We start from the raw sequence: 25,523 nt of genomic DNA on the forward strand, positions 1-25,523 counted from the left end.
GATGTTGAATTACGTCTGTATGTGCGCCGGTCTGGATCAGGCCGTTGCCCCGGTCGGGTCGGTGTGCAGGATGTTATCTGCGGTCAGGCCGCTCAGATCGCTCAGGTCTTGGAACGTGGCCACGGTTTCAACGCTGGCATCGTTCGCCGCCTGGAAATCTACCTTGACCAGAACACTGTCTGTTCCGTCGGTTGCCATCAAGTAAAGCTCATCGCCCGCCATGACTCCGGCAAGACTCTCGACAGCGGCTTCGATTGTGCTGAGGTTGAGGTCGGTGAGTACCGTGCTGAGGCCGACAAATCCGGTGTTCGTGCCCAACGTGTCTCCGGTGGAAAGCAATTCGAATCCGGTGCCATCACCGCGAAACGTATTGGTGTCCAGCCCGTGGAACATCAGTGCGTCGGTTACATCCGCAGCCGGGCCAATCGTAAAGCCAGTCACACTGTCTGTACCATTGCTGGCCGGGTCGGCCTCGAAGACGACGATGTCTCGCCCTGCTGCAGAAACATCAATGGTATCGTCGCCGTCACCGCCGCGCGTGATGGTGTCCGTATTCGCAGCGGTGAGCGTGTCATCACCATTGGTGCCAAACTGCACTGTCGTCGGCCCGCCATCAGACGTTTTGATTGTCAGCTCAATAGGCTGGCTGGAGTCCTGGATCGTCATCGTGAAGGTGACAAGCGGCTGAGAAAGATCTGTAAAGGTTGTCGCGGCGCCGGCAAAATTCATCGCGCCCCCGGCGCCCGGGCTGGCCAAGAACAAATCGAAGGCGTTGTTTCCCGAAACCGACGCCGTGTTGAATGTGACAACCGAAGGGTCAAATCCAAGCTCTGCCGTCAAAGCCAGACCGCCAGAGATATCGCGGTCGGCTTCGGCATAGATTGCGAATGTTACAGTAGATCCCGAGCGCCCAACTTCAGAGATCACATAGGCGGCGGGTTCGTGCGCAACGGCCTGCTCGGAAACCGGCAGCGGATCTGGTCCACCCGCAACTGTCGCCTGCGCGGAAAAGACAAGGTCATCACCTGCCTCCACTGCCGAAAAGTTGGACGCCGCGACAGCCAGCGACCAGGATCCGTCTGCGGCCACCGTTGCAGATCCGACCGAACTGCCGTTTAACGTGACATCCACCGACTGGCCGATTGACAATCCGGTCGATGACCCGCCGAGAGTAATTCCGGAAGCTTTGGCATCGGCAAGACCAATCGAATTGTTGACCCCGACATCGTTCAACGTCAACAGGGGGCGAAAATCTGTGGAAAGTGAGCTGTTCGCCGCGGCCGAGCTGTTTCCGGCCAGATCGTCAACAGTGGCGGAAATGGTATAGCTCGTTCCGTCAGAGAGCATTCCAAGATCACTTGCTGGAACGGTAACTGCCCACGAACCATTTGATGCAACGCCTGTATTGGTTTGCCCGCCGAATGTGACCGAAACGGTCTGGCCATCTTCAGCCGTGGTCGTGCCTGAGATTGCAAGATCCACGCCCCTCTCGGTCACGTCCAACACGGCACCCACAGGCAGACTGTTTATGGTTATCGAAGGTGCTGTGAAGTCAGTGGCAAAGCTTGTCGTGGTTTGATTGTTGTTTCCCGCCGCGTCCGAGATCGACGCATTGACATTGTAAGTCTCGTTGTCTTGCAGGGCAGACAAATCTGTCGCGGTTGCCGTATAGGTCCAAGTACCCCCGGTTACCGTTGCCGTTCCGGTGACGTCCGTAGTGCCGTCAGCGCGCGTGATTTCAACGGTAACAACGGTTCCGTCCGGCGCATCGGACGTTCCTGACACCGTCAGGTCGGTTCCTTGTTCAGCGGCGTTCATGACGGCCCCGTCGGATACGGTTGAAATTCCGATCGTCGGTGGCGTGAAATCGGTGGTAAAGCTGTTGTTCGCTTGCAGAGCCGGATTCCCGGCAGCGTCCGAGACATCCGCGGTTACGGTGACGGTCGACGCGTCAGATAGACCTGTCAGATCCGAAGCAGGTACAGTTACGCTCCAATTGCCGCCGGAAACCGTTGCGCTATAGGACTGCCCGTTCAGACTGACGGTTACGATTTGTCCGTCTTCAGCTGTCGTACTGCCCGAGATGGAAAGATCCGTGGCCCGCTCGGCTGCATTCATGACAGCTCCGTCCGAGAAACTGTCGATGCTGAGCGTCGGCGCGGTCACATCCTTGGAAAAAGTCACTGCGGCCTGCGGTGCCGTAACGCCACTGGCGTCGTCGACATCTGCGGTAACCGAGAAGTTGCCTCCATCCGACAAGGACGCCAGATCCCCAGCTGGCACAGTCACGTTCCAAGCCCCGCCGGATACTGTTCCGGAATATGTTTGACCATCGAGGGTTACGGTAACTTGCTGACCATCTTCAACGTTTGAGGTCAGCCCGCTGATGGTCAAGTCGGATCCGGCTTCGGTTGCGTTCAGTACGGAACCAACAGGAAGCGGTGTTATCGAAATGGAAGGGCCGGTCAGGTCCACGGGAACCGATACAAGAAGCGGCACTGCCGGATTGCCCGACACATCCTCGACGGCTACCAGAACAGATGCAGGTACTCCGGTGGAAAGGCTGCTCAGATCGGAATTGGGGATCGTTACACTCCAGCTTCCGCCAGAAGCGGTACCTGTATGCACTTGTCCGTTGAACGTGACGATGATGGTCTGACCATCCTCTGCCGTGGTGGAACCGGTCAAGGCCAGGTCGCCGGCGACGTCGATCAGTTCTATCGAGCCGCCAGCCACGGGATCCAGAGAAACAGTTGGTGCAGTGAAATCAGTATCAAAGCTTCCGCTCGCCGGTTGCGCGGGATTTCCCGCCGCGTCGGCAGCATCCGCGGTAACGGCAATCGTCGCGCCATCAGGAAGGGCCGAGAGGTCTGCCGCCGGAACGGTGACGCTCCATTGTCCGTTGGATACCGTGCCCGAATAGTTTTGCCCGTTCATAGAGACGGTAACGGTCTGCCCGTCTTCCGCATCGGTTGTTCCGGTGACCGTCAGATCCGTTGCCTGTTCGATCGCATTCAAAACAGCGCCATCGGAAAACCCGGTGATCGACAGGGTTGGCGGAATTGTATCAATGTCGAACTTGACGGATTCGCTGGACAGTTCCGTGCCTGAATCGTCCAGATGCCTGACTGTCACCGTAGAGACGCCTTGCGGAAGCGCATTTGCTTCGGCCGACGTAAGAGAAATGCTCCAACCGCCGTCATCGTTGGGTGTTACGGTTTTGACCAGCGAACCTATCGTGACCTCGACTGTCGATGTTCCTTCGGGTGCGGCGGCATTGGTAATGGCACTGTTCAATGCCGTTGCCTGAAGTTCGGCCAGGTTCAGGCTGGTATAGCTCGGTTCCGGTTGGGGTTGGGGTTTAGGCGCTGGCGCGACAGGTTCCGGGGAATCGCCGCCGCCGCCACCTCCTCCGCCCGCAGCGGCAGCTGCACCGGCCAGCCCGAGGCCGCCCAGTGCAGCCCCGGCGCCGCTGATTCCGCCAGCTGCAACGCCGGCTTCAGCTGCGCTGAACTGGGCGATTTCAGCAACCGCCGCTTCCGCGATCATGATTGCGCCGCTGTCCAGGACCTGCACGTTTTCCGCCGCCACGATCATCGTCCGACCGTCAGCCATTTTCAGAAGAACATCGCCGTTTTTCAGCAGCTTGGCGGAGCGCACACCCGGAATGGTCTCTGCGAACTGGAAGGCGTAAAGCTCTTCGATGGTTGCTTGTGACAAGGCAGGCAACGCCATCAACGTGGACATGAGGCCGCCAGCCGCGCCGCGACCCGCCCAACGACCAAGCTTACCATTGATCCATTGTTGAACTTGAGATTTGCGATCTCCGTCCGTTGAGTCAGCCGCCGGACGATTGTTGGCCTCAGGTGCTTTGGTCATCTTGCCCTCGCATGTGGTGTCCGCGATCATCGGAACAGGAAAGGATGTGGTGTTTGGCGTTTTGCTCATCTGTCTTTCCCATTTGTTGCCGTAGCGATCGGACCTGAAAAAATTGAGTTAAACTGAAACCGAACTTCTCGTTTTCACCACAATTCTGCTTCGGTTTCGGTCTGCTCATCTGGTCATCTTGCCGTAACTGCCAGGGGTGGCGCGGGAGGTGATGGCTGTGATGCTTCAGTTCGAAAGTGTAGTGGCAACGGGGAGCACGGCGCTCGATTCAGGTATCGGCGATACGGCTTTAAAAACGCTTAACGGGAATACGTATCTCTACACGGTGTCCGGCCCGGGTGGCGGCGTCGCGGTCTGGCGGCTGGTCGACGGTGCCCTGCCGCAGCTGGTTGATACCGAGTATTACAGCGGTTCGATCACCTTTCAGGTGGGGCGCAGTGCCACGCCGATAACGCTGGCGGGAACCGAGCAGATCGCGCTTGACATCAATACTGCCACGGGCCTAGTCGGGTATGACGTGAACGCGGACGGAACGATCGGTAACCTGAAGGAAACGGGCGTACTCAACGGAGGCGGAGATATCTCGGCCATCGTGCAGTTTTCACTTGGCTCTTCGGATGTCCTTGCGATGGCGCATGAGGATACCGGCAATATCGGAACCTACCATGTGAACGCGAACGGGACGCTCGGTCTTGCGGGTTTGATTGCCGGCACGGCGGATGCCATGCAGACGTTGCGGTCGGGTTCGGAAACTTTTCTGATCTCAAGTGACGCGGCAACAAACGCTGTTTCGACATATCGCATCGATTCCGGCACCGGCACGTTAACCGAGATCAACAATGATTCGGCGCTCGGAACCCTAGGTGTTTCTACTCCAACGGATGTCGAGACCGTGGAGGCATACGGTAAATCCTGGGTCGTGGTGGCGGGGTCCGGCAGCAACTCTCTCAGTGTTCTTCAATTGAACAGCGATGGAAGTTTGAAGGCGACGGACCATGTGCTTGATACACTTCACACGCGGTTTGAATCGGTTCAGGATCTGGCGGTCATAGACGTGAACGGCCGGGTCTTTGTGGTTGCAGGCGGCGGCGATGATGGCCTGTCTCTATTCACTCTGACACCCGAAGGTCAACTTGTTCATATGGACAGTTTCGCGGATACGCTGGCCAGCGGGTTGCAGAATGTCGAATCGCTGGCGGTTGCACATGTGGGCGACGAGCTGCAAATTCTCGTGACGTCACAACAGGATGCCGGGGTGAACGTCCTGACGGTCCCGGTCGATGATCTGGGTGTGGTGCGCAAGGGGTTCGGTACCGTGAACGGAAGCGCGTCGGACGATATCCTCAGCGGCGGTATTCTGGACACGACCCTGTTGGGAGGTGCCGGAGACGACATTCTCATCGCGGGGAAGGGTGCGACGACGATGTCGGGTGGTGCAGGGGCCGACATCTTCGTGATGCAATCCGGTAGTGGTCTGACCACAATAACTGATTTTCAGGCGGGCTTGGATCGTCTGGATATGTTCGACTACCTGCTGTTGCGGTCGCCTCAGCAACTAACCTTTACCAGCACGGCAAACGGGGCTCAGATCGAATATCGTGGCGAGGTCGTGCAGGTCCAATCCGCCTCGGGCGGCGCTTTGACAAGCACGGATATCTTTGGCGCAGGCTTCGCCGGACCGGATCACATCCCGGTAGATTTCGGGGACCTGGGCGGGCAGACACCGGGCAGCTCTGGTGGATTGGTCGGGCAGATTACGGTGGACAGCGAGGCTGCGAATCCGGGGCTGACGGATGCGGAAATCCGGTTCACGCCGGACGGCGGGGGCACGGTATCCGCCACCGCAGATGATCAGGGGCGGTTCGATCTGGAATTGCCCGATGGCACCTTTCCCGGAGTGCTGGACATCACCAAACACTATTCCACGGCAAGCGGAAAGATTGACGCGCTGGACGCCTTGCAAGTGTTGCGCATCTCGGTTGGTCTCGACCCGACATGGGGTCCCGCGACCGCGGAAAACCTGATAGCCGCAGACGTCAACAGGGATGGCACCGTAAACGCCCTGGATGCGCTTGCAATTTTGCAAGTCGCCGTCGGGCAGCCCACGGCCCATGACCCTGAATGGGTCTTTCTGGATGAGAACGCGGACCTTTCCGGGATTACCAAGGACAATGTAACCTATCAGACGGGTGTCGACGTCGTGGCGGTGGATGGGGTCATCAACGTGGACATGACCTCCATCTTGTTGGGAAATCTCGAAGCGGCCTGAGCGCCGAAAGATATCTCGGCCAAAGCAGGCTTGTACCTTTTCAAGCAGTAAGGTGCGGATCGGCTTTTGCGGCCAAATTGACACGTCCCAGCCTCAGCGCTCGAATACCGCCCCATGTCGCGGTGCTTTTGGTTTCGACCCAAGCGTTGGCGCGCCTGCGGCTTCACTATCTGTTCCATCCCTGTGTTTTCATGCAGAGATGGTCCAATAATTTCAATGAATTCTACCAGAATCGCAACTTGCCTGCGATAATCGCCCGACCTTCGGAACCGATAAGCCGCTCAAATTGCTGATCGGACAACATAGGTCTTGGCGTCGGTGGAGCAAATGTGACATAGCAGGCCGAGACATCAACACATAGATGAAAATTAGTAACAATGGAAATATTGGCGCTTTCCATTCCGGAAGTGAAACTGATCACCCCGAAGCGTTTTGGCGATCATCGCGGGTTCTTTGAGGAAACCTACAATGCCGACAGTTTTGCGGCACAAGGGATTCATACGCAATTCGTTCAGGACAATCATTCCCTTTCGAGCACGGTGAACACGGTACGCGGATTGCATTTTCAGGCCCCGCCAAGGGCGCAGGCCAAGCTGGTGCGCTGCGGTCGTGGGCGGCTGTTTGATGTCGCGGTCGATATCCGCAAAGGCTCGCCCACTTATGGCCGCTGGGTCGGTGAAGAACTGAGTTTCGAGAACGGGCGGATGCTGTTGGTTCCTGCGGGGTTCGCGCATGGCTTCGTGACGTTGGGGCCGGAGACCGAGATCGTCTACAAGTGTTCTGACACTTACGCGCCGGAAACTGAAGGCGCGGTTCGTTGGGACGATCCCGATATCGGCATTGAATGGCCACAGAGCAATTCTGAACCCCAGCTGTCCGAGAAAGATCGGATCGCACCACTTCTGCGCGAAATTGAATCTCCTTTCGTATTCGAGGACACACAATGAAAATTCTGGTTACGGGCGGGGCGGGCTTTATCGGGTCTGCCGTTATCCGTCGTGCGATTGCCGATGGGCATTCGGTCGTCAATGTCGATGCCCTGACCTACGCGGCCTGTCTGGACAATGTTGCCTCTGTCGTGGATGCGCCGGGATACGTTTTTGAACATGCGGATATCCGGGATGCCGCCGCCATGTCGGCGATACTGGACAAGCACCAGCCAGACGCGATCATGCATCTGGCCGCTGAAAGCCATGTTGACCGTTCGATCGATGGCCCGGCCGCGTTCATCGACACGAACCTGACCGGTACCTATGTATTGCTGGAAGCCGCACGCGCCTATTGGGTGGGTGCCGGCCGGCCCGAGCATTTCCGGTTTCATCACATATCAACCGACGAGGTTTTTGGGTCCTTGGGAAAAACCGGGTTTTTCACCGAAGACAGCCCATACCAGCCGAACTCACCCTATTCGGCCTCGAAAGCAGGATCGGATCATCTCGTGCGGGCGTGGCGTGAAACATACGGCCTGCCAGTGGTTCTTACAAATTGCTCCAACAACTACGGCCCTTACCAGTTTCCGGAAAAGCTGATCCCCGTGGTCATCCTCAGCGCGCTGGCGGGCAAACCGATCCCGATTTACGGGAAAGGCGACAACATTCGCGACTGGCTGCATGTCGATGACCATGCCGAAGCCCTGTTGCTGGTGCTCGAAAAGGGTGAACTGGGCCGCAGCTACAACATCGGTGGCGAGAATGAGATGACCAATCTTGATCTTGTCAGAATGCTGTGTTCGATTCTGGATCGCCTCAAGCCGGGTGAAACGCCCTATGCGGATTTGATCACGTTCGTCGCTGACCGCCCCGGTCACGATCAGCGTTATGCCATCGATCCGACCCGGATTCGCACCGAACTGAACTGGCGTCCCTCCTACACGCCTGAAACCGGGCTGGAACAGACGGTTCAGTGGTATCTGGACAACAGCGCATGGTTGAACGCCTTGCAGGCCCGCAGTGGCGTGGGCGAGCGGCTGGGTGTTGCCAAATGAAGGCGCTGGTGTTCGGCCACGGGGGGCAGGTGGCGACCGAGTTGCGGCGTCGCGGACAGGCGCATGGTGTCTTGGTTGAAGCTCTGGATCGCGCCGCGGCGGACCTGTCTGACCCGTCGCAATGTGCAGACGCCATCCGGCATACGGATGCGGACGTGATCATCAATGCGGCCGCCTATACGGCGGTGGACAAGGCCGAAGAAGAAAGCGACCTGGCGCAACGGATCAACGGAGATTCACCCGGTGCAATGGCGCGTGCCGCCGCGGCCCGCGACCTGCCTTTTCTGCATATTTCCACGGATTACGTTTTTGACGGCTCTGGTACGACCCCCTGGAACACCGATGACCCCACCGGGCCCTTGGGGGCCTATGGTCGAACCAAGCTGGACGGCGAACACCAGATCGCAGAGGCTGGCGGCCACTATGCCATTTTGCGCACAAGCTGGGTGTTTTCGGCCCACGGAAAGAACTTTGCAAAGACCATTCTCCGACTGGCAGAGACCCGTGACAAGCTGACCATCGTCGCAGATCAGATCGGTGGGCCAACACCTGCTGCCGACATCGCCGAAACCTTGCTGAAAATGGCCAAGGCCGGCCTCGAAGCCAAAGGGGGGGTGTTTCACTATTCCGGTGCACCCGATGCCAGCTGGGCGGATTTCGCCCGTGAAATTGTTTCTCAATCCGGCTTGTCGGTCGAAATCGAGGATATTCCAACCGAGGCTTACCCAACGCCGGCGCCCAGGCCGCTGAACTCACGTATGGACTGTTCGCGGCTGGAAAATGTGTTCGGAATCCAGAGACCCGACTGGAAAGCCGGACTGGCCGAGATATTGAGCGAGTTGAAGTCAGCGACCAGCTGAACCTTGAAAGGACAGATTATGCAGCGCAAAGGCATTATTCTTGCCGGTGGGTCCGGAACCCGGCTTTACCCGATCACCATGGCGATATCGAAGCAATTGCTGCCGATCTACGACAAACCGATGATCTTTTATCCGCTGAGTGTTTTGATGCTGTCGCAGATCCGCGAAATCGCGATCATCACCACCCCCCAGGATCAGGATCAGTTTCAGCGCCTGTTGGGGGATGGCAGTCAATACGGGTTGTCCTTGACCTGGATCGTGCAACCGTCTCCTGACGGTCTGGCCCAGGCTTATACTCTGGCCGAGGATTTTCTGGACGGTGCCCCGTCAGCGTTGATTCTGGGTGACAACATCTTCTTCGGACATGGCCTTCCGGACCTGCTGCTCGAGGCGGATCAACTGAAGCGCGGCGGTACGGTTTTTGCGTACCGGGTCGCTGACCCAGAACGCTACGGCGTTGTGGATTTCCAAGGGAACAAAGCCCGCGCGATCGTCGAAAAGCCCAAGGTGCCTCCGTCGAATTACGCGGTGACGGGTCTTTATTTTCTGGATGGCGATGCTCCGGCCCGCGCGCATGAGGTCAAACCGTCTGATCGCGGCGAGCTGGAAATCACGTCGCTGCTGGAGATGTATCTGGACGAAGGTTTGCTGGATGTGCAGACCATGGGGCGCGGTTTTGCCTGGCTGGATACCGGTACGCATGGGTCTTTGCTGGATGCGGGAAATTTCGTGCGCACGATCACGGAACGTCAGGGAATGCAGACCGGCAGCCTGGATGAAATCGCATGGGCAAATGGCTGGATCGACGACGAGGCTCTTGAGGCGCGCGCGCGCCTGTTCGCCAAGTCCACTTACGGCACCTATCTGAAAGGGCTTCTGAGCTAGGCCGCGACCTGTCTCATGGTTACGTGTTCAGGCTGGAATTGCGTGGGCTGCAAACTGTTTCACGCTTTGTGATCAAGGTCTGAACGGGGCTGGTCGGGCATTCCGGCCATGCCAAACGCCGCGCAAGAAGGCCCATTGTTTGGCGCGTTTTCTCGCTGAAAACAACACAGCTGGAGACAGCACTTGCAGCAGCGCCGATGCCAGGGCCCGACCGAAGGCCATCGGGACTTCATGCTTGCGGGCGACGTAAACGCGCGATTGCCCCATATACCAGCCCTTCAGGCCAGCGATAGCTGGGCTTCCCGGCGAGGATTTGCCTCTGGCGTGGCGCATCTGAGCGTTGTGAACGTAGTACAGTGGCCCGCAAACGGCTTTGAGCCGCAGGCTCAGATCATCGTCCTCATGATACAGAAAGATTTCTGGATCAAACCCGCCGACCGCTTCGAACGCTTCGCGGGGACCAGGAAGGCGGCGCCGACGAGGACCGGCAATTCAAAGTCGGAATCGGCTGTTTTCCTGGGCAGTGTTTCATTTCGGGGAATGATTACACTGTATCGCCTGAAACGAGGTGCCCCCTTCCGGTCCAGAATTGCAGGGTTGAAGGCTGACGCATCCGGATGATTGTCGGCCCCCTTTTGCAACGCGTCCAATGCTCCGGGCAGCAAATGGGAATCCGGGTTCAGAAATAATAGCAGGTCCGTTGTTGCCTTGGCGGCACTAAGGTTGCGTGCGCGGCCAAACCCGATGTTGTCGGGGCTTTCGATCAGAGTTGCGCCATGTGTCTCGGCCATTTGCCGAACCGCTTCTATTTCATCCGAGCCATTGTCGACCGAAATTGTCGGCACGCCCTCTGGGATGGAATTCAGCATCTTCGGCAGTACACCACTGCTGTAGTAACAAACGCTTATGATCGTAATCTGTGACAATCCTGCCTGCCGTACCTGTGGAATGGGCATAATCGTTACTTCCTCGCAAACACAGTTAGGTTCCAGACTCATTGATTTACAGCCAGAACAATACGGTAGCCGCGAGCGCGATGGCTGAGAGAAAGACCTTCGGGCACCTGTCGTAACGAGTAGCGACACGGCGCCAGTCTTTCAGGCGACCGAACATGATTTCAATTCTATTTCGTCGTTTGTAGCGGCGCTTGTCGTACCGGGCAGGCTTGTCGCGTGATTTCCGGCCCGGGATGCAGGTCTTTATGCCTTTGTCCATCAGGGCTTCGCGGAACCAATCCGCATCATAACCGCGATCACCAAGCAACCAATCAGCCGATGGCAGGCTGTTCACCAGAGCCCTGGCGCCCGTGTAATCGCTCACCTGCCCAGCGGAAATGAAGAAGCGTATCGGGCGCCCGAGACGATCGGTAATGGCATGCAACTTCGTATTCATACCGCCCTTGGTTCGCCCGATCAGCCTGCCGCGTCCCCCTTTTTCAACCGCAGGCTTGAGGCCGTGCGGTGCGCTTTGAGGTAGGTCGCGTCAATCATGATAGTCTTGTGATCGGTCCCCTCTGCAGCCAGCCCGGACATGATCCGAGCAAACACGCCCATATCGCTCCACCGCTTCCAACGGTTGTATAGCGTCTTTGGTGGTCCGTATTCGCGAGGGGCATCAGACCACCGCAACCCATTGCGGTTAATGAAGATAATCCCGCTCAGAACACGCCGGTCGTCAACCCTCGGCTTGCCATGGCTCTTCGGAAAGTAGGGCTGGAGACGCTCCATGTGTTCGTCAGTCAGCCAGAATAGATTGCTCATGATACACCTCTGAAACTCAGGGGCTTGAATCATGCAACCGACATAGCGGCATCGAATTTAATGGGTCCAGAGCCTAGGGTCAACCCCGGTTCCAGTACGACGGATCCGGGCTGCTGAATAAGGTCTGTGATCTTTTGCATTGAGCGACGCCAATCTGAGAAACGATTGAATTGGTTTTTCACCGGTGAAGCGAAAGCAAGAAACCGATCATCAAGCGCAGCCAAATGGCAAAGCCGCGTTAAGGGATGCAAAGCCTTTTTTGATCGGAGCGGCAAGATTGTCCGTCATCGAATGAAGTGTTCCGATTGAGCTGACGGCGTTTAGGACGGCCTGGCTCATTGATTGCGATCTTACGCGGCGCTCCCGAGATTGAGCAAGCGTCGCTGTTTCAGTGTTCTTTCCTTGATGGTTCTCCTTTCCTTCAGAATGCCGTCGCTGCGACCGAAGTAGACATCGGCCGGTGTCAGATTGCCGAGACTCTCTTGATAGCGGCGGTGATTGTAGTGGTCGACGAAGGCTCTGATCGCTTCCTCGAGTGCGCCCGGTAGGTAATAGTTCTCCAACAGGATGCGGTTCTTGAGCGTTTGGTGCCACCGCTCGATCTTGCCCTGGGTCTGCGGATGATTTGATGCCCCTCGAACGTGGTCCATTCCTTGATCTTGGAGCCAATCCGCCAGGTCACCAGAGATGTATGATGAGCCGTTGTCGCTGAGTAGCCTCGGTTCATGTCGGACGGTCGCCTACGAACAGCCTGATGCCTCCAACGCCAGTTCCAGAGTGTCAGTAACATCGTAGGCCTTCATGGTTGTGCAATGCTTTCATGCCACGATGTAACGACTGAAGTCGCCCAGGATCGTCGAGAGAAAAAACCAACCCCAGCCAGTCACCTTCAGGTAGGTGAAGTCGGTCTGCCAAAGTTGGTTCGGTCTCGTGGTCTTGTCATGGAACTCGTCGGCTGCCTTGATCACGCTGAACGCCGGCCCAGTAATCAGATCCTGCTCCTTTAGGATACGATAGACCGAAGGCTCTAACACAAAGTACTTTTTCGTGTCTGTAAAGCGGAATGCCAGCTCGCGGGGCGATAGTTTCGGCTCATCAAGAGCGAGGTCAACGACGGCCTTCCGGATCTCGTCAGGGATGCGGTTCCAGACCCGGCCGGGGTGTGGACGGCGATCTTCAAGCCCGGCTTCACCAAACGCCTCATAGCGGGCACACCAGCGGTAGAACCTGGTTTTCGAAATGCTCAGCCTCGACAGCGTCATCTTCGTTGGCAAGTGGGACTGCTCGACAAGTCGGATGATCTCGAGCTTCTCCGTTGCGAGGTATCTCATACGTCGTCGTTCCCATCACCGAGCATACTTTTTTTGAGTAGGCGGTTTCCAGGGCAAGGTTGGTAATGGCCTCCTTCAGGGCCGACGCCTCGGCCCACAGCTCCTTCACTTCGGGGCTCGTCGCTTGCCTGGCTGTGTCGCCTGCCAGCCGCTTGTTTCCGGCCTCCAGGAACTCTTTCGACCAGGAATAGTACGGGCTCGTGGCAATCCCCTCGTGACGGCAAAGCGCGGCGATGCTCTCCTCGCCGCGCAAACCCTCCAGCACAATGCGGATCTTCTTCTCCGCAGAATGGTGCTTGCGTGTCTTGCGGCGAATGTCCTTGACGACCTGTTCAGCTGTAGGTTTGTCGGTTCCAGCTTTCCGTCTCATCTTCACTCCTAAACGGTTCAGATGAGCCAGAAACCTTCCGTTATGCAAATCCTCCAATCAGGCCCACAGGTCCTGATGTCAGATACTATTTGCTGACCGCAGCGTCGAAACTCAGCCCACCTTTGTTGCCACGTACGGCAAGGCGGTTCAGAAATTCGGCCAAGAAAAGAGACCCCAAAAGGGGTTGGGAAAAACCGGGGCAATCCAACAGGCAGGGTTTTGAAGCCATCGGTCGGGCCGACGAGTTCAAACCCTTCGACCCGCCTGCTAAAGCTGAAGAGGCACAAAGCTGGGGCGAGCCGGACCTGTATCTCATAGCTGCCCAGACTTTCGATATCGGCGACCCCGAGAAACTGGGTTTTGACGCTGCTATGGAGTTCCCGCCGCATCAGGTAAAGCGCACCGACATCACGGATGAGATGGGGATCTACAATCCAGAGTTCACAGGAGCCGTTCTGGATTACCGGGCCGTGGTCGAGGCAGAGCTTCAAAAGCCGGAACCCCGGTACAAGCTGTTTCGGTCCTCCACGCTCTCATGGGACAATACCGCGCGCAATCAGGATGCCCCCCGGATTATGGGGCGGTTCGCGATCGATGCCTACAAGCGCTGGACGGAACATTTGTGCCGCCAGGTTCGTGCGCAGGAAAAATACAGTGCCGACGAAAAAATCGTTTTCGTAAACGCGTGGAACGAGTGGGCAGAGGGGACTCATCTGGAGCCTGACCGAAGATATGGCTTTGCCTATCTTCAGGCGACCTATGACGCGTTACCCAAGAAATCTGCAAGTCAGATCAACACGTGACGCGTCCGACCTTGAGGTTTCGCGGACCTGACAGTTGGCGCCTCTGATATCCTGTCGTCACATGGTACCCGGGGTTCCGTATCAATTCTGATCGACCCTAAGATGCTGTTCCGTATCGTTCGCTCTGACGGTGCGACTTGCGATTTGGTCGAATATCCATTGTACGGCTTCGTCGCCGTCGGACCGGATATGCCGAAAAAGGCGAAGTTCGATCGGAGGCACTTCAACCGGCAGCCTCAACATGCGCAGCCCCATTTCACGCGCACTGCACTCGGTCAGCGTGGCAACCATATCTGTCTTGTGCAGAATATCCCGGATGTTCAGATAGCTTTGCATCTGAAGCCCGAGTTTGCGCCGCGCGCCCAGTTTGCGCAGAACGATGTCGACCGGACTCGCCCCCTGAGGTCGTGAGGAAACATGCAGATGTGTCAGCTGAAGATAACGCTCCAGCGTCAATGGGCCCGAACCCAGCGGGTGGTCGGGTCGCATGGCACAGACATAGCGGTCCTTCATGATGGTTCGGCTGATCAGATCCGAACTGTCCGGCATCGGAATGTCCGACGCGATATCGATCGTGCCCTGCTGCAACGCCTTGCGCGTATCCCGGCGGGGAATGCGCACGAGGCTGAGTTCGACCTGGGGTGCCGTGCGTTGAAACCCGGACAAAAGCCCGGGCAGGATGATGAGGCTGTGAAGATCGACCAAACTGACCCGGAACAGCCGTTTGCTGGTGAACGGGTCGAACCGTTCACCCTGCGCCGATGCGGCTTGCAACTGGTGAAGAGCGGCTGAGATCCTGTCCGAAATGCTCTCTGCCAGCGCCGTGGGCTGCATCCCCGTGCCGGTCTTCACGAAAAGCGGGTCGTTCAGTGTCTTGCGCAACCGGGTCAGGGCGTTGCTGACGGCCGGTTGCGTGATCGACAGGCGTTCGGCAACGCGGGTCAGATTTCGTTCGGTGTAGATGGCGTCAAAAATAACGAAAAGGTTCAGGTCGATCTTGTTGAGCTTGGTCGTCATGTCATTCACCAGATTTATGCTGACGATCATGCAAGTAAATTTCACAAATGTCATTGGGGGCGGTAAGCTTAATCGTATCCCGGCGGAATACGGAGTTTCATGCATGACCTCATCCGGCCTCGAACTCGATACCGAGCGGCTTTCGACATATTTGGGGCGCCATATCGAAGGCTTCGCCGGCCCATTGTCCTATCGCAAGTTTTCGGGCGGGCAGTCGAACCCAACCTATCTGCTGAAGGCCGGTGGTTCGAAATACGTGCTGCGCCGCAAACCGCCAGGTGGCCTGCTGCCTTCGGCCCATGCCGTGGATCGGGAATATCGTGTTCTCAAGGCACTTCATGGCACTGCGGTTCCGGTCGCCAAACCTTACGTGCTGTGTGAGGACACGGATGTCATCGGTTCCATGTTCTATGTCATGAGCTTCCAGGAAGGCCGGATTTTCTGGAATCCGGCGCTGCCCGAGTTGAACGTGGCCGACCATCATCCGGTTTTCGACGAAATGATCCGGGTTCTGGCCGCGCTGCATTCGGTTGACACAGGCGCCGTCGGCCTGTCGGACTTCGGCAAGCCGGGAAACTATTTCCAACGCCAGTACAGCCGCTGGACCAAACAGTATCGCGCCGCAGAAACAAGTACCCTTCCCGAGATGGAACAGCTTATGGGCTGGCTGTCGCGCAACCTGCCCGATGGTGACGGTTCGGTCAGTCTGATCCACGGTGACTTTCGCATAGACAATTTTATCTTCGCTTCGGATGCCCCGCAGATCGCCGCGGTTCTGGATTGGGAACTGTCGACGCTGGGCCATCCGATGGCTGATCTGGGCTATTTCTGTGTGTGTCTCAGATTGCCGCCCACCGGTCTGATCCGAGGGCTGCAAGGGCTGGATCGCGCTGCTTTGAACATCCCTTCCGAAGCTGAGATGATCGAGCGGTATTGTTCGCTGCGTGACCTGCCGGAGATCGAAAACTGGACTTTCTATCTGGCGTTTTCCTTTTTCCGGATGGCTGCGATTGCACAGGGTGTTTACAGCCGTGCGCTGGCGGGAAACGCATCGAACGAGAACGCAATGGCGTTCAAGGGGCTGGTGGCCCCTCTGGCGCAAATGGCGCTCGACGAAATCGCTGCTGCAACGCACTGAAGAGGATCACAATGGATTTTGCTCTATCGCCACGCGCCACGGAAATGCACGACCGGCTGAAAGCCTTCATGGAGGCGCATATCTATCCACGCATTCGCGACCACAAAGAGGAAATAGAAGCCGGCAATTTCCCCGTTTCGTTCATGGAAGACCTCAAGTCGCTGGCCCGCGCCGAAGGGCTTTGGAACATGTTCCTGCCCTCTTTGCGGGATGATGAGCCCGGAACGCGGCTCAGCAATCTTGATTACGCGCCCCTGGCCGAGCTGATGGGTCAGGTGAGCTGGTCTTCGGAAGTCTTCAACTGCAACGCGCCGGATACCGGGAACATGGAGTTGCTGCACATGTTCGCCACGCCCGAGCAGCGCGAAGACTGGTTGGTGCCGCTGTTGAACGGCAAGATCCGCTCGGCCTTTGCCATGACCGAACCCGACGTGGCCAGTTCGGACGCGACCAACATAACGACATCCATCCGGCGCGAGGGTGACGAATACGTCATCAATGGCCGCAAGTGGTTCATCACCAATGCGTGCCACCCCAAAACCAGACTGTTCATCGTCATGGGCAAAACCGACCCGAACGCCGATCGCCATAAACAGCAAAGCATGATCATCGTTCCAAGGAATACGCCCGGTTTGGAGATCGTGCGCAATCCGACGATCCTGAACATGCACGATCCCGAAGGCCATGCTGAACTGGTGTTCAGGGACGTGCGCGTCCCGGTCGGCAATCTGCTGGGCGAAGAAGGCAGCGGTTTTGCACTGGCTCAGGCGCGGCTTGGGCCGGGGCGAATTCACCATTGCATGCGCTCGATCGGGGCGGCGGAAATGGCACTGAACCTGATGGTGGAACGTGCCCAGGAACGGAAGACCTTTGGCAAGAAACTCTCGGAACAAGGCGTGATCCGTGAATGGATCGCCAAATCCCGGTTGGAAATTGAACAGGCGCGGCTGTTGACCCTGAAGGCGGCCTGGAAAATAGATCAGGTGGGGGCGAAAAAGGCCTTCCGCGAAATTTCCCTGATCAAGGTCGTGGCGCCCCAGGTACATGCAAAGGTTACGGATCGTGCAATGCAGGTCTTTGGCGCAATGGGCATGACGCCCGACACGCCATTGGCCGACAGTTACACTTGGGCCCGGGCGTTGCGCTATGCGGATGGACCGGATGAGGTCCATCTTCAGGCTATTGCCAAACAGGAGTTGAAGAATTCCAACTATGGGATGTCGGCGCAGTGGCTGACGCCGCCTCTGCGCTAGGTCAGGGCAGGGATGGCATCACCGGACTTTCCCTGAGATCTGCAAGCCGAGTTGCCCAGTTTTCCTGGGATCCGGATACGCGGCCTGCCGCGCTATGTTCCGGCGGCAAGCAAGTCACTCGCCTTTTCTCCGATCATGATCGCGGGGGCGTTTGTGTTGCCGCTGACGATTTCCGGCATGATCGAACAATCCGCGACCCGCAGGTTTCCGATGCCGCGCACCTTTAGCGCGGGGTCAACGACTGCGGTTTCATTCGTACCCATCGCGCAGGTCCCTGTTGGGTGATAGATCGAAACGGAATTCGACCTGACCCAGTCCAGCGTGCCCTCGTAATCGTCGGTCGAAAGTTGTGACGTCGGGCGGAACTCTTCGGAAATCTTCGATGCCAGCGGATTGTGCTGTGCGATTCTGCGGGCGATGTTCACGCCGTCAACGATGGTTCGGCAATCCGTTTCCGTCGACAGATAGTTCGGAATGATCTTTACATGCTGTGATGGGTCCGGGCCGTTCAGATGCAGTTCACCCCTGCTTTCCGGCCGCAGCTGGCACACGGACATGGTAAAGGCGGAAAACGGGTGCACGCCTTCGCCGGGGCTGTCGGCGGACCAAGGCTGTACATGGAATTGAATGTCGGGTGTTTCCACGTCCGGGCGCGTTTTCATGAATCCGGTCGCAAGGCTGGCCGCCATGGTCATCGGACCGGCGCGGAACAAAGCGTATTTGAGCGCGATACGGGCCTGGTTGATCAGGCTGCGCACCTCGTCATTCAATGTGGGCTCATTGCATTTGAAAACGAGACGGGCCTGCAAGTGATCCTGTAGTCTTTTGCCGACATTGGGCAAGGCATGGACCGGATCGATGCCGTTTTTCTTCAGGTGGTCCGGGTCGCCGATACCCGACAGCATAAGAATCTGAGGAGAGTTGATTGCACCACCGGACAGGATGATTTCGCGTCGTACCTTCAGGGTTTTCTCATTGCCTGCGCGATCCCGATAGACAAGTCCGGTCGCCTGTTTCCCATCCAGCGTTATGCGTGTCACCAATGCGTTCGTGATGATGTTCAGGTTTTGTCGGTTTCGAATGGGTTTCAGATACGCCACGGCCGAGCTGCACCTGCGCCCATTGCGGGTGGTCAGCTGAAAATACCCTACGCCTTCCTGATCTGCGCCGTTGTAATCCGGATTGAACGGGTATCCGGCGGCTTGCGCTGCCGCGACCCATGCGTCGCAGATCGGTCGCTGAATGCGCATGTTTGACACCGACAGCGGCCCACCGACACCGTGATACGGGTCTTCGCCGCGTTCTTGATCTTCGCTGCGTTTGAACAGAGGCAGCACATCTTCCCAGCCCCAGCCGACATTCCCCATCTGGCGCCAGCGGTCATAATCTTCCTTTTGGCCGCGCACATAGAGCAGACCGTTCAGAGAGGATGAGCCGCCCAGCACCTTGCCGCGTGGCCAGTCGATCGAGCGCCCGTTCAGGCCCGGATCGGGCTCGGTCCTGTAACACCAGTCCACCGAAGGGTTGTGCATGGTTTTGAAATAGCCAACCGGGATGTGGATCCAGGGATTGGTGTCGCGGCCGCCAGCCTCCAACAACGCGACGGTCGTGTTGGGGTCGGCGCTGAGCCGATTGGCGATGACACAGCCCGAAGACCCCGCGCCAACTACCGCATAATCCACTTCCATGACCGCCTCCTTCCAACGTCGTTGAAAAAAACTCTATGCAAGATGCACGAAATATACTAGCCTTTTTTGATACAAAACGTCTCAATAATTGCGAACAGGGAGGTAAGCAATGGAGATTGGTCGGAAACTGAGTGGTATTTCTCGGCGGGATTTTTTCCGGGTGGCAGGGCGCTACGGCATGAGCTCGACGCTGCTTGCAGCAGGAGGGTTTGGCGGGGCAATGAGCCTGGCCAATCTGGCGCAAGCGGCGGAATCCACGTATGAAAAACGCTTTTCGAAAGAACCGAAGCACACGTTGAAATTTGGTGCGTCGGGCTTCAACACCCGCAACCTGCTGATCGAGCGCGCCGGCGCCATCGAGTTTGCACGCGATCTGGAAGAGCGCACGGATGGCGAGATTCGGATCGAGTTCATCGGCGACAACCAGATCTGCGGACAACTCAGCTGTGTTGAAAAAACCCAGCAGGGAATCGTCGATATCTACGCAGCCTCGACCCAGAATTCGGCCGGCGGTGCGCCTTATCTGAACGTCCTGGACTATGCCTATATGTTCCCCAGCCGGGCGGCGCAGTATCATTTCTTTTACAGCCCCGCCAGCCAGCGCATCCTGCGCGACCCGCTTGAAAAGCGTCACGGGCTGAAATTCCTGTTCACCCATTGTGAATTGCGTGGTCTGCAAATGGGCTCGACCTTTGCCGACAAGCCGACCGTCACCAAGCTGGAAGAGTTGTTCGGCACCAAGAACCGCGTGACCGGTACGCAGCTGGGTCGGATCGCGATGCAACTGCTGAACCTGAACCCTGTTCCGGTGGCATGGGAAGAGACGCTGGATGCGCTCAAGACCGGTCTGATCGACGGTGCGGAAACCTGGGCCTCGGCGGTGGCATATGCGAACATGGCACCTGTGGTCTCGCAATCGGTGAACCTGAAGTTCTTCTGCGGTACCGAACACACTTCGATGTCTGCCAAAGTGTTCGACGGGCTGGGCGGTGAATTGCAGGATGCCGTGATGGAGTCTTCCTACTTCACACAGGCGTTGATCCAAGGTGCGAACGAGGCGGCACTACTGAACACTGTCGGATTCTCGGATCCGCAATTGCCGCAAACCATTTTTGCGGAAAACGGCGTGCGCCCGGCCTTCCTGCCGGAGGACCAGATCAAGCTGGCCGAAGAAATGTGCGCTCCGAACTACAACCCCGAGCCGTGGGCGCAGTGGCGCGAGCGGCTGAACAAATGGGCCGGTGGCATCGACACATACCAGGAGATCTACGACATCGCGCGCGAGATCCCAGCGGACACGCTGCCGGAAAATGTCGAGCCGCGCCGCTGGTGGAAGGGCGAGGCCTGATTAGACTGCCAGAACCGGCCCGAACGGGCCGGTTCAATCAATACCCACTGGGAGGACGGGCTTCATGTCACTTTGGGCAGATATTGGCGCAATATTCAGCGCTTTTCTCAGCCAGGATTCTTTCGAGATTCAACTTGCTCTGGAATCCGACGCCGCTTGGATCGTTGGTGCGGTCGTTGCCGCGATCGGGGGTTTGCTGGTCATGCTGATCTATCGCAAGGTGCCGTTGATCGAACGTCATCTGGAACGGTCGGTCATGGTGTATTCCTATCTTGCCATCGCGCTGATCATTTTCTGGGGCGTGATCGACCGGTTTGTCTTCAATGATCAGGAACCCTGGTCCACGACCATTCCTCCGCTTCTTTTCATGGTGATGGCCTGGTTTGGAGCGTCCTACAACGTACGCCTGCGCACGCACCTGAGTTTCAGTGAATTCCGCACCGCCATGCCCCGCGGCGGGCAACTGGCCTGCCTGTTTCTTGACGCGGTGCTGTGGTTCATCTTTGCGGTGATCGTCATCGTGACCACCTCGCGACTGGTGGCGCTTTCGGCCTCGAACTTTCAGATCGTTCTGGGCACGGACAATATCATGCAGTGGTGGTTCCTGCTGGCTGCTCCATTGTCATTCTTCTTGATGGTCGGTCGCGTGTTTCAGAACCTCGCCGATGATTTGCACAACTGGAAAACAGGCGAGCCGCTGATCAAGCAGGCCGTGATCGGGGCAGACTGATGACAGACGGAACACTTGTTACACTGATCTCGCTGGGGGTCACCTTTCTGTTCATGCTGGGCGTGCCGGTGCTGCTGGTCATCGGTTACTGGGTCATTGGATGTTCCTTTGTCCTTGGTCTGACGCTGGACAATATGGGGGCCGAACTGCTGAACGTCTTCAACAAGGGCTTCGCCCTGTTGGCGATGCCGCTGTTCATCCTGACCGGAGACCTGATCAACAAATCCGGTATCGCGCGACGGCTCAGTGATTTTGCCTATGCCTGTTTGGGCTGGATACGCGGCGGACTTGCAATGGCGTCGCTGGGGGCCTGCGGGCTGTTTGCGGCGATTTCGGGGTCGAACTCGGCCACGACGGCGACCATCGGGTCGATGCTGCACCCCGAGATGGTAAAGGGCGGCTATGACGAACGGTTCAGCGCCGCGACCGCTGCTGCGGGCGGTACTGTCGGTATCATCATTCCCCCTTCGATCATCTTCATCGTCTATGGCTTTCTGATGAACCTGCCGATTTCCGAATTGTTCGTGGCCGGAATTTTGCCCGGTGCGCTGATGGTCATAGGGATGCAACTGGCATGCTGGATCATCTGCCGCATGAACGGGTGGGGCTATCTGATCCCGCTGCAATTGAACCGGGTGCTGAAAACCGCCTTTGGTGCCTGGCTTGGCTTTTTCGCCATCGGTCTTGTGCTCTGGGGCATTTATACCGGCAAGTTCTCACCGACAGAGGCCGCCGGCGTGACCGTGGGCTTTTGTGTCATCGCGGGGCTGGTCAGCTACCCGATCAACCGCATCATGGGGGCCCGGAACGATATACCGCCAACCGAAAAGAGCTTCGCTGAAATGTTCGTGGTCGAAGGGTTCACGATCCCAGAGATCCCCTCAATCGTCATCAGGTCTGCCCAGATTACGGGTATCCTGGCCCCGTTGATCGCAATTTCGGTGGTGATGCAGCAGATCCTGTCCCTGCTTGGCGCACAGGAAACAATCGGAAACTTCGTGACCTCCATGGGGGGGTACCATGCGGTTTTGTTCACATCGATGGTGATCGTCTTCTTTTCGGGTATGGTGCTGGAAAGCCTTCCGGTCACCATCATCCTGGCCCCGATCCTTGCGCCAATCGCAGCCTCGGTTGGAATTGATCCAATCCATTTCTCGGTCATCTTCCTGGTCGGGGCGTCCATCGGGTTTATCACGCCACCATACGGGCTTAACCTGTATGTCGCTTCAGGCGTGACAGGCGTGCCGTATTTCCGGTTGCTGCGCTATACGGTGCCTTACTTGGTGTCCCTGCTATCCGTCTGGATATTGGTGTCGCTGGTCCCCGAACTGGCCTTGATCCTTCTGCCAAATAACTAGAATGTTGAAGGATGGCCGAGACTGATACTAAAGACAGAGAAACTCAGATTCCCACCAACCTGCGCCTGTTGCTGATCCTTGAAGAGGTGGCACGGCGCGGCGTTGCGGTCAAACCCTCGGATCTGATCGATGCATTGGGATTGGCCAAACCCACAATCCATCGTTTGCTGCAAACGGCAGAGGCAGAAGGGTTCCTGCAACGCGATCTTGACGGACGGTCCTATGGTCCGGGCAGAAGACTGCGGCTGTTGTCCGTGAATACCATGTCCGCCGAGCATCTGCGGACCGCGCGTCTCGCCATCCTGCGCGGCGTGGCCGACGAAGTGGGCGAAACATGCAATCTGGCCATCCCGGATCGCGAAGGCATGATCTATCTTGACCGGGTGGAAACAGAATGGCCGTTGCGGATTCAATTGCCGATCGGAACCCAGGTGCCGTTCCACTGCACGGCCAGTGGCAAGATGTACCTTTCCACCTTGCGCCCCAAAACTCTGAACGGGTTTCTGTCAGCCGGAAAGCTGAAGGAGCAGACCGCCCGTTCTTTAACAGAGCCGAAGGCCCTGCTGAGTGAAATCAAGATCACGGCCGAGCGGGGATTTTCCACCGACGACGAAGAATTCATGGCGGGCATGGTGGCGATCGCCGTGCCGGTGCAGGACGCGCAGGGCAGGCTGGTTGCCACGCTTTCAGTTCATGCCCCGACGCAACGGCATGATGTCGGCAGTCTGAAGTCATTTCTCGACACTTTGCGCCGGGGTGCAGAAAAACTGTCGCAGCTGTTGAGCGAGTAAGTGGCGCACCGGGATAATCGGCAATCGAAAAACATTAGGGTTGTGTTGTCAGGCCCGGACTGTGTTACAAAGCTTCGTGATCGCCGAATGCCTGCCGAGATCGACCGTGACCTGACAACTCGGGCGATTGGTTTTGCTCAGTTTCCCCAGGCGAGATTGAACGGTGGGTTACGTCCTCACAAATATAGAAAACCCATGATCAGGCCGACAGTCATTCGTGGCCGTGATTTCTTGGATGCCGAAAACCCAATGCGGGGTTTGTTTGTTTTCCAATAGATCGTCGGGGTACGCCAATAGGTGTCGTACCTAAGCGCCCAGCATCTCAAGAACGGCGTCGCGTTCTGACAGGACAAGCAACAAGGCAAGATCGCCCGGCTCAAGTTGTTTCAGAATCCTGGCAGCGGCCTGAGAAGGGGATTGGGCCCTTTGGATCTGATCAGCGTTGTATCCGTGCTTCAAGGCCGTCCCTCCGATCAGGTCCGGGATTTCTCCCAACGCCCGGCCTCTCAGATAGCCTTCCAGTTCGGCTGCAACGATTACGTCAGGTTGGAATTTCAATGCCGTCGCGGTGACGTCCCGAATGTCCTGATCCGATCTGTCGCCCGCATGGCTGAGCATGATAAAGCGACGTTTTGCCGGAAGTCCTGACAGCGCATCGCACACGGCAGAGATTGAGTGCGGGTTATGTGCGAAATCTACAAAAACACGGGCGTCATGATAGTTGAACTCGTTGCAGCGCCCCGGATTGTCCTTTGCATCGGGTTTGAAACCGGCCAATCCATCCCGCACTGCCTGAAGGGGTAGGTCCAGCGCCAGAGCAAGGCACATGGCGGCCAAGGCGTTCAGGGTGTTGTATTTCGCCGCCCCGCCCATGGTCACGGGCACGTTTGACACGGCAATCACCGTCTTTTCGGAAGTGCCATCGAAAAACACGATATTTTCCTGCTGCACATAGGCGCAGCATTTGTTGGAATCGCGCGCCTCACGGATCAGATCCGCTTGTGCATCCAAGGAAAACCACCAGATATTTGCCGACGTGTTTTTTGCCTCGGCACGGACATACGCATCATCAGCGTTCAGAACCAGCACACCACCATCGGTAAGTGTGCGATGCACGGCGAATTTCGCCTGTGCCAGTTCCGGCACGGTATTGACGCCGTACTGTCCCAAATGGTCATTCGCAACATTTGTGACCGCGGCCGCCGAGGCCGCACGCGTTGGCAGGCCACGGCGCAGAATACCCCCGCGGGCCACTTCAAGGCAGGCGATCTCAAGGCGCTTGTCGCGCAGCAGCATCCGGCCGCCACCCGGGCCCGAGTAATCGCCTCGGTCAAGAATGTCGTTGCCGACCCGCACAAACTCGGTCGAGGTCAGCCCTGCAACTTTGCCAGATGCCCGCGCGATCGCCTCAAGCAACCGGGTCGTGGTGGTCTTGCCATTGGTGCCGGTGATGAACGCAACTGGAATGTTGTGAAGGCTGGACCAGTCCACATCACCAGGGACGGGCAGGGCATCAACCGGCCAGACCTGACTACCTGTACCGTGCCCGATTGAAACCTCATCGTCGTCGCACAGAATATCCACGCCATGCGCCTCGGCCGCAGCGATCAGGTCGATCAGGCGGGGATTGGCTTCTTTGGCCATAACAGCTTTGACATCGGCCACGATTTGATCAAAGTCACCGGGAGTTGCATCCAACAACTCGGCGGCACAGAAGTGCCACGCCGTCTGCACCGCGAAGATCGCCGAATACAGCTGATCCATTGGTGCGGAAATCGCCAGATTTACACCGCCAGTGAATGTGCGATGGGTCAAATCCTGATCCGTCCATCCCAGCGCGTCCAGCACTCGGCGGGCGTTTTTTTCCCACAGGGCCGAGACCGTGGATGGATCAATTCCGGTGAAAAATACATCCATCACCGCGCCGGGTTTGTTCCATAACAGGCCAGGCCCCGTCAGACGCCGGGCGTCGTCGGCCTGAATATGATCAGCGGTCGCACTTATTATGGTCAGCGCGGTTTCAAGCTCTTCAATCCGGTCCATTCCGGTG

The 25,523-nt window shown here is 57.4% G+C and carries 18 protein-coding genes and 1 pseudogene; 12 read left to right on the forward strand and 7 right to left on the reverse strand.

Going from position 1 to position 25,523, the window contains the following annotated elements; genetic code table 11:
• Positions 1 to 36: 36 nt before the first annotated feature.
• Positions 37 to 3,948 (reverse strand): Ig-like domain-containing protein, encoded by a 3,912-nt coding sequence (locus tag GOW60_RS11970; protein ID WP_254443928.1) that lies wholly within the window; start codon positions 3,946 to 3,948, stop codon positions 37 to 39.
• 160 nt (positions 3,949 to 4,108) lie between these two features.
• On the opposite strand from GOW60_RS11970, the gene GOW60_RS11975 reads away from it, so the two are divergent.
• From GOW60_RS11975 to rfbA, 5 genes are all read left to right on the forward strand, one after another.
• On the forward strand, positions 4,109 to 6,157 hold the full coding sequence (locus tag GOW60_RS11975; protein WP_254443931.1) for a dockerin type I domain-containing protein: 2,049 nt from the start codon (positions 4,109 to 4,111) through the stop codon (positions 6,155 to 6,157).
• A gap of 377 nt (positions 6,158 to 6,534) precedes the next feature.
• Positions 6,535 to 7,104, forward strand: a complete 570-nt coding sequence (rfbC, locus tag GOW60_RS11980) for a dTDP-4-dehydrorhamnose 3,5-epimerase (RefSeq protein ID WP_171229448.1) — start codon at positions 6,535 to 6,537, stop codon at positions 7,102 to 7,104.
• Positions 7,101 to 8,141: a dTDP-glucose 4,6-dehydratase gene (gene rfbB / locus GOW60_RS11985; protein WP_171229449.1), complete on the forward strand. Its 1,041-nt coding sequence runs from the start codon at positions 7,101 to 7,103 to the stop codon at positions 8,139 to 8,141. Before rfbC ends, rfbB begins: the two co-directional genes overlap by 4 nt.
• Positions 8,138 to 9,001 (forward strand): dTDP-4-dehydrorhamnose reductase, encoded by an 864-nt coding sequence (rfbD, locus tag GOW60_RS11990; protein ID WP_171229450.1) that lies wholly within the window; start codon positions 8,138 to 8,140, stop codon positions 8,999 to 9,001. Before rfbB ends, rfbD begins: the two co-directional genes overlap by 4 nt.
• 18 nt (positions 9,002 to 9,019) lie before the next feature.
• The gene (gene rfbA / locus GOW60_RS11995) at positions 9,020 to 9,886 is read left to right on the forward strand and encodes a glucose-1-phosphate thymidylyltransferase RfbA (RefSeq protein WP_171229451.1); all 867 of its coding nucleotides are present in this window, start codon (positions 9,020 to 9,022) and stop codon (positions 9,884 to 9,886) included.
• A gap of 386 nt (positions 9,887 to 10,272) precedes the next feature.
• On the opposite strand, the gene GOW60_RS21435 is transcribed toward rfbA, so the two are convergent.
• From GOW60_RS21435 to GOW60_RS12010, 3 genes and pseudogenes are all read right to left on the reverse strand, one after another.
• Positions 10,273 to 10,842, reverse strand: coding sequence for a glycosyltransferase (locus tag GOW60_RS21435; RefSeq protein ID WP_371813352.1), 570 nt, complete (start codon positions 10,840 to 10,842; stop codon positions 10,273 to 10,275).
• A gap of 46 nt (positions 10,843 to 10,888) precedes the next feature.
• Positions 10,889 to 11,646 (reverse strand): IS5 family transposase gene (locus GOW60_RS12005; protein ID WP_171229452.1). Its coding sequence is split into 2 segments (ribosomal slippage): positions 10,889 to 11,325 and positions 11,325 to 11,646, totalling 759 coding nucleotides; the frame shifts between segments, so codons are not numbered across the junction.
• A 350-nt stretch (positions 11,647 to 11,996) separates the two neighbouring features.
• A pseudogene (locus GOW60_RS12010) lies at positions 11,997 to 13,347 on the reverse strand (IS3 family transposase).
• An 89-nt stretch (positions 13,348 to 13,436) separates the two neighbouring features.
• On the opposite strand from GOW60_RS12010, the gene GOW60_RS12015 reads away from it, so the two are divergent.
• On the forward strand, positions 13,437 to 14,150 hold the full coding sequence (locus tag GOW60_RS12015; protein ID WP_171229453.1) for a glycoside hydrolase family 99-like domain-containing protein: 714 nt from the start codon (positions 13,437 to 13,439) through the stop codon (positions 14,148 to 14,150).
• 81 nt (positions 14,151 to 14,231) lie between these two features.
• Here the strand turns inward: GOW60_RS12015 and GOW60_RS12020 are convergent, their stop codons facing one another.
• On the reverse strand, positions 14,232 to 15,197 hold the full coding sequence (locus GOW60_RS12020) for a LysR family transcriptional regulator (RefSeq protein WP_171229454.1): 966 nt from the start codon (positions 15,195 to 15,197) through the stop codon (positions 14,232 to 14,234).
• A 73-nt stretch (positions 15,198 to 15,270) separates the two neighbouring features.
• On the opposite strand from GOW60_RS12020, the gene GOW60_RS12025 reads away from it, so the two are divergent.
• Positions 15,271 to 16,305: a phosphotransferase family protein gene (locus GOW60_RS12025; protein ID WP_171229455.1), complete on the forward strand. Its 1,035-nt coding sequence runs from the start codon at positions 15,271 to 15,273 to the stop codon at positions 16,303 to 16,305.
• Positions 16,306 to 16,316: 11 nt separating this feature from the next.
• Positions 16,317 to 17,558, forward strand: coding sequence for an acyl-CoA dehydrogenase family protein (locus GOW60_RS12030; protein WP_171229456.1), 1,242 nt, complete (start codon positions 16,317 to 16,319; stop codon positions 17,556 to 17,558).
• Positions 17,559 to 17,650: 92 nt separating this feature from the next.
• On the opposite strand, the gene GOW60_RS12035 is transcribed toward GOW60_RS12030, so the two are convergent.
• Entirely contained in the window at positions 17,651 to 19,246 is a 1,596-nt protein-coding gene (locus GOW60_RS12035) for a GMC family oxidoreductase (protein ID WP_152460476.1), read from the reverse strand.
• 109 nt (positions 19,247 to 19,355) lie between these two features.
• Between GOW60_RS12035 and GOW60_RS12040 the strand changes: the two genes are divergently transcribed.
• The 4 genes from GOW60_RS12040 to GOW60_RS12055 all read left to right on the forward strand — a co-directional run bounded on the left by GOW60_RS12040 (position 19,356) and on the right by GOW60_RS12055 (position 23,473).
• Positions 19,356 to 20,594, forward strand: a complete 1,239-nt coding sequence (locus tag GOW60_RS12040; RefSeq protein ID WP_152460475.1) for a TRAP transporter substrate-binding protein — start codon at positions 19,356 to 19,358, stop codon at positions 20,592 to 20,594.
• A gap of 64 nt (positions 20,595 to 20,658) precedes the next feature.
• Positions 20,659 to 21,324 (forward strand): TRAP transporter small permease, encoded by a 666-nt coding sequence (locus GOW60_RS12045; protein ID WP_152460474.1) that lies wholly within the window; start codon positions 20,659 to 20,661, stop codon positions 21,322 to 21,324.
• Positions 21,324 to 22,682, forward strand: a complete 1,359-nt coding sequence (locus GOW60_RS12050; RefSeq protein WP_171205791.1) for a TRAP transporter large permease — start codon at positions 21,324 to 21,326, stop codon at positions 22,680 to 22,682. Before GOW60_RS12045 ends, GOW60_RS12050 begins: the two co-directional genes overlap by 1 nt.
• Before the next feature lie 11 nt (positions 22,683 to 22,693).
• A complete protein-coding gene (locus tag GOW60_RS12055; protein ID WP_171229457.1) occupies positions 22,694 to 23,473 on the forward strand; it encodes an IclR family transcriptional regulator in 780 nt (259 codons plus the stop codon).
• Positions 23,474 to 23,779: 306 nt separating this feature from the next.
• Here GOW60_RS12055 and GOW60_RS12060 read toward each other — a convergent pair whose 3' ends face one another.
• Entirely contained in the window at positions 23,780 to 25,516 is a 1,737-nt protein-coding gene (locus GOW60_RS12060; protein ID WP_171229458.1) for a Mur ligase family protein, read from the reverse strand.
• Positions 25,517 to 25,523 lie beyond the last annotated feature (7 nt).

The sequence above is a fragment of the Ruegeria sp. HKCCA4008 genome, from assembly GCF_013033125.1.
GTDB lineage: Bacteria > Pseudomonadota > Alphaproteobacteria > Rhodobacterales > Rhodobacteraceae > Ruegeria.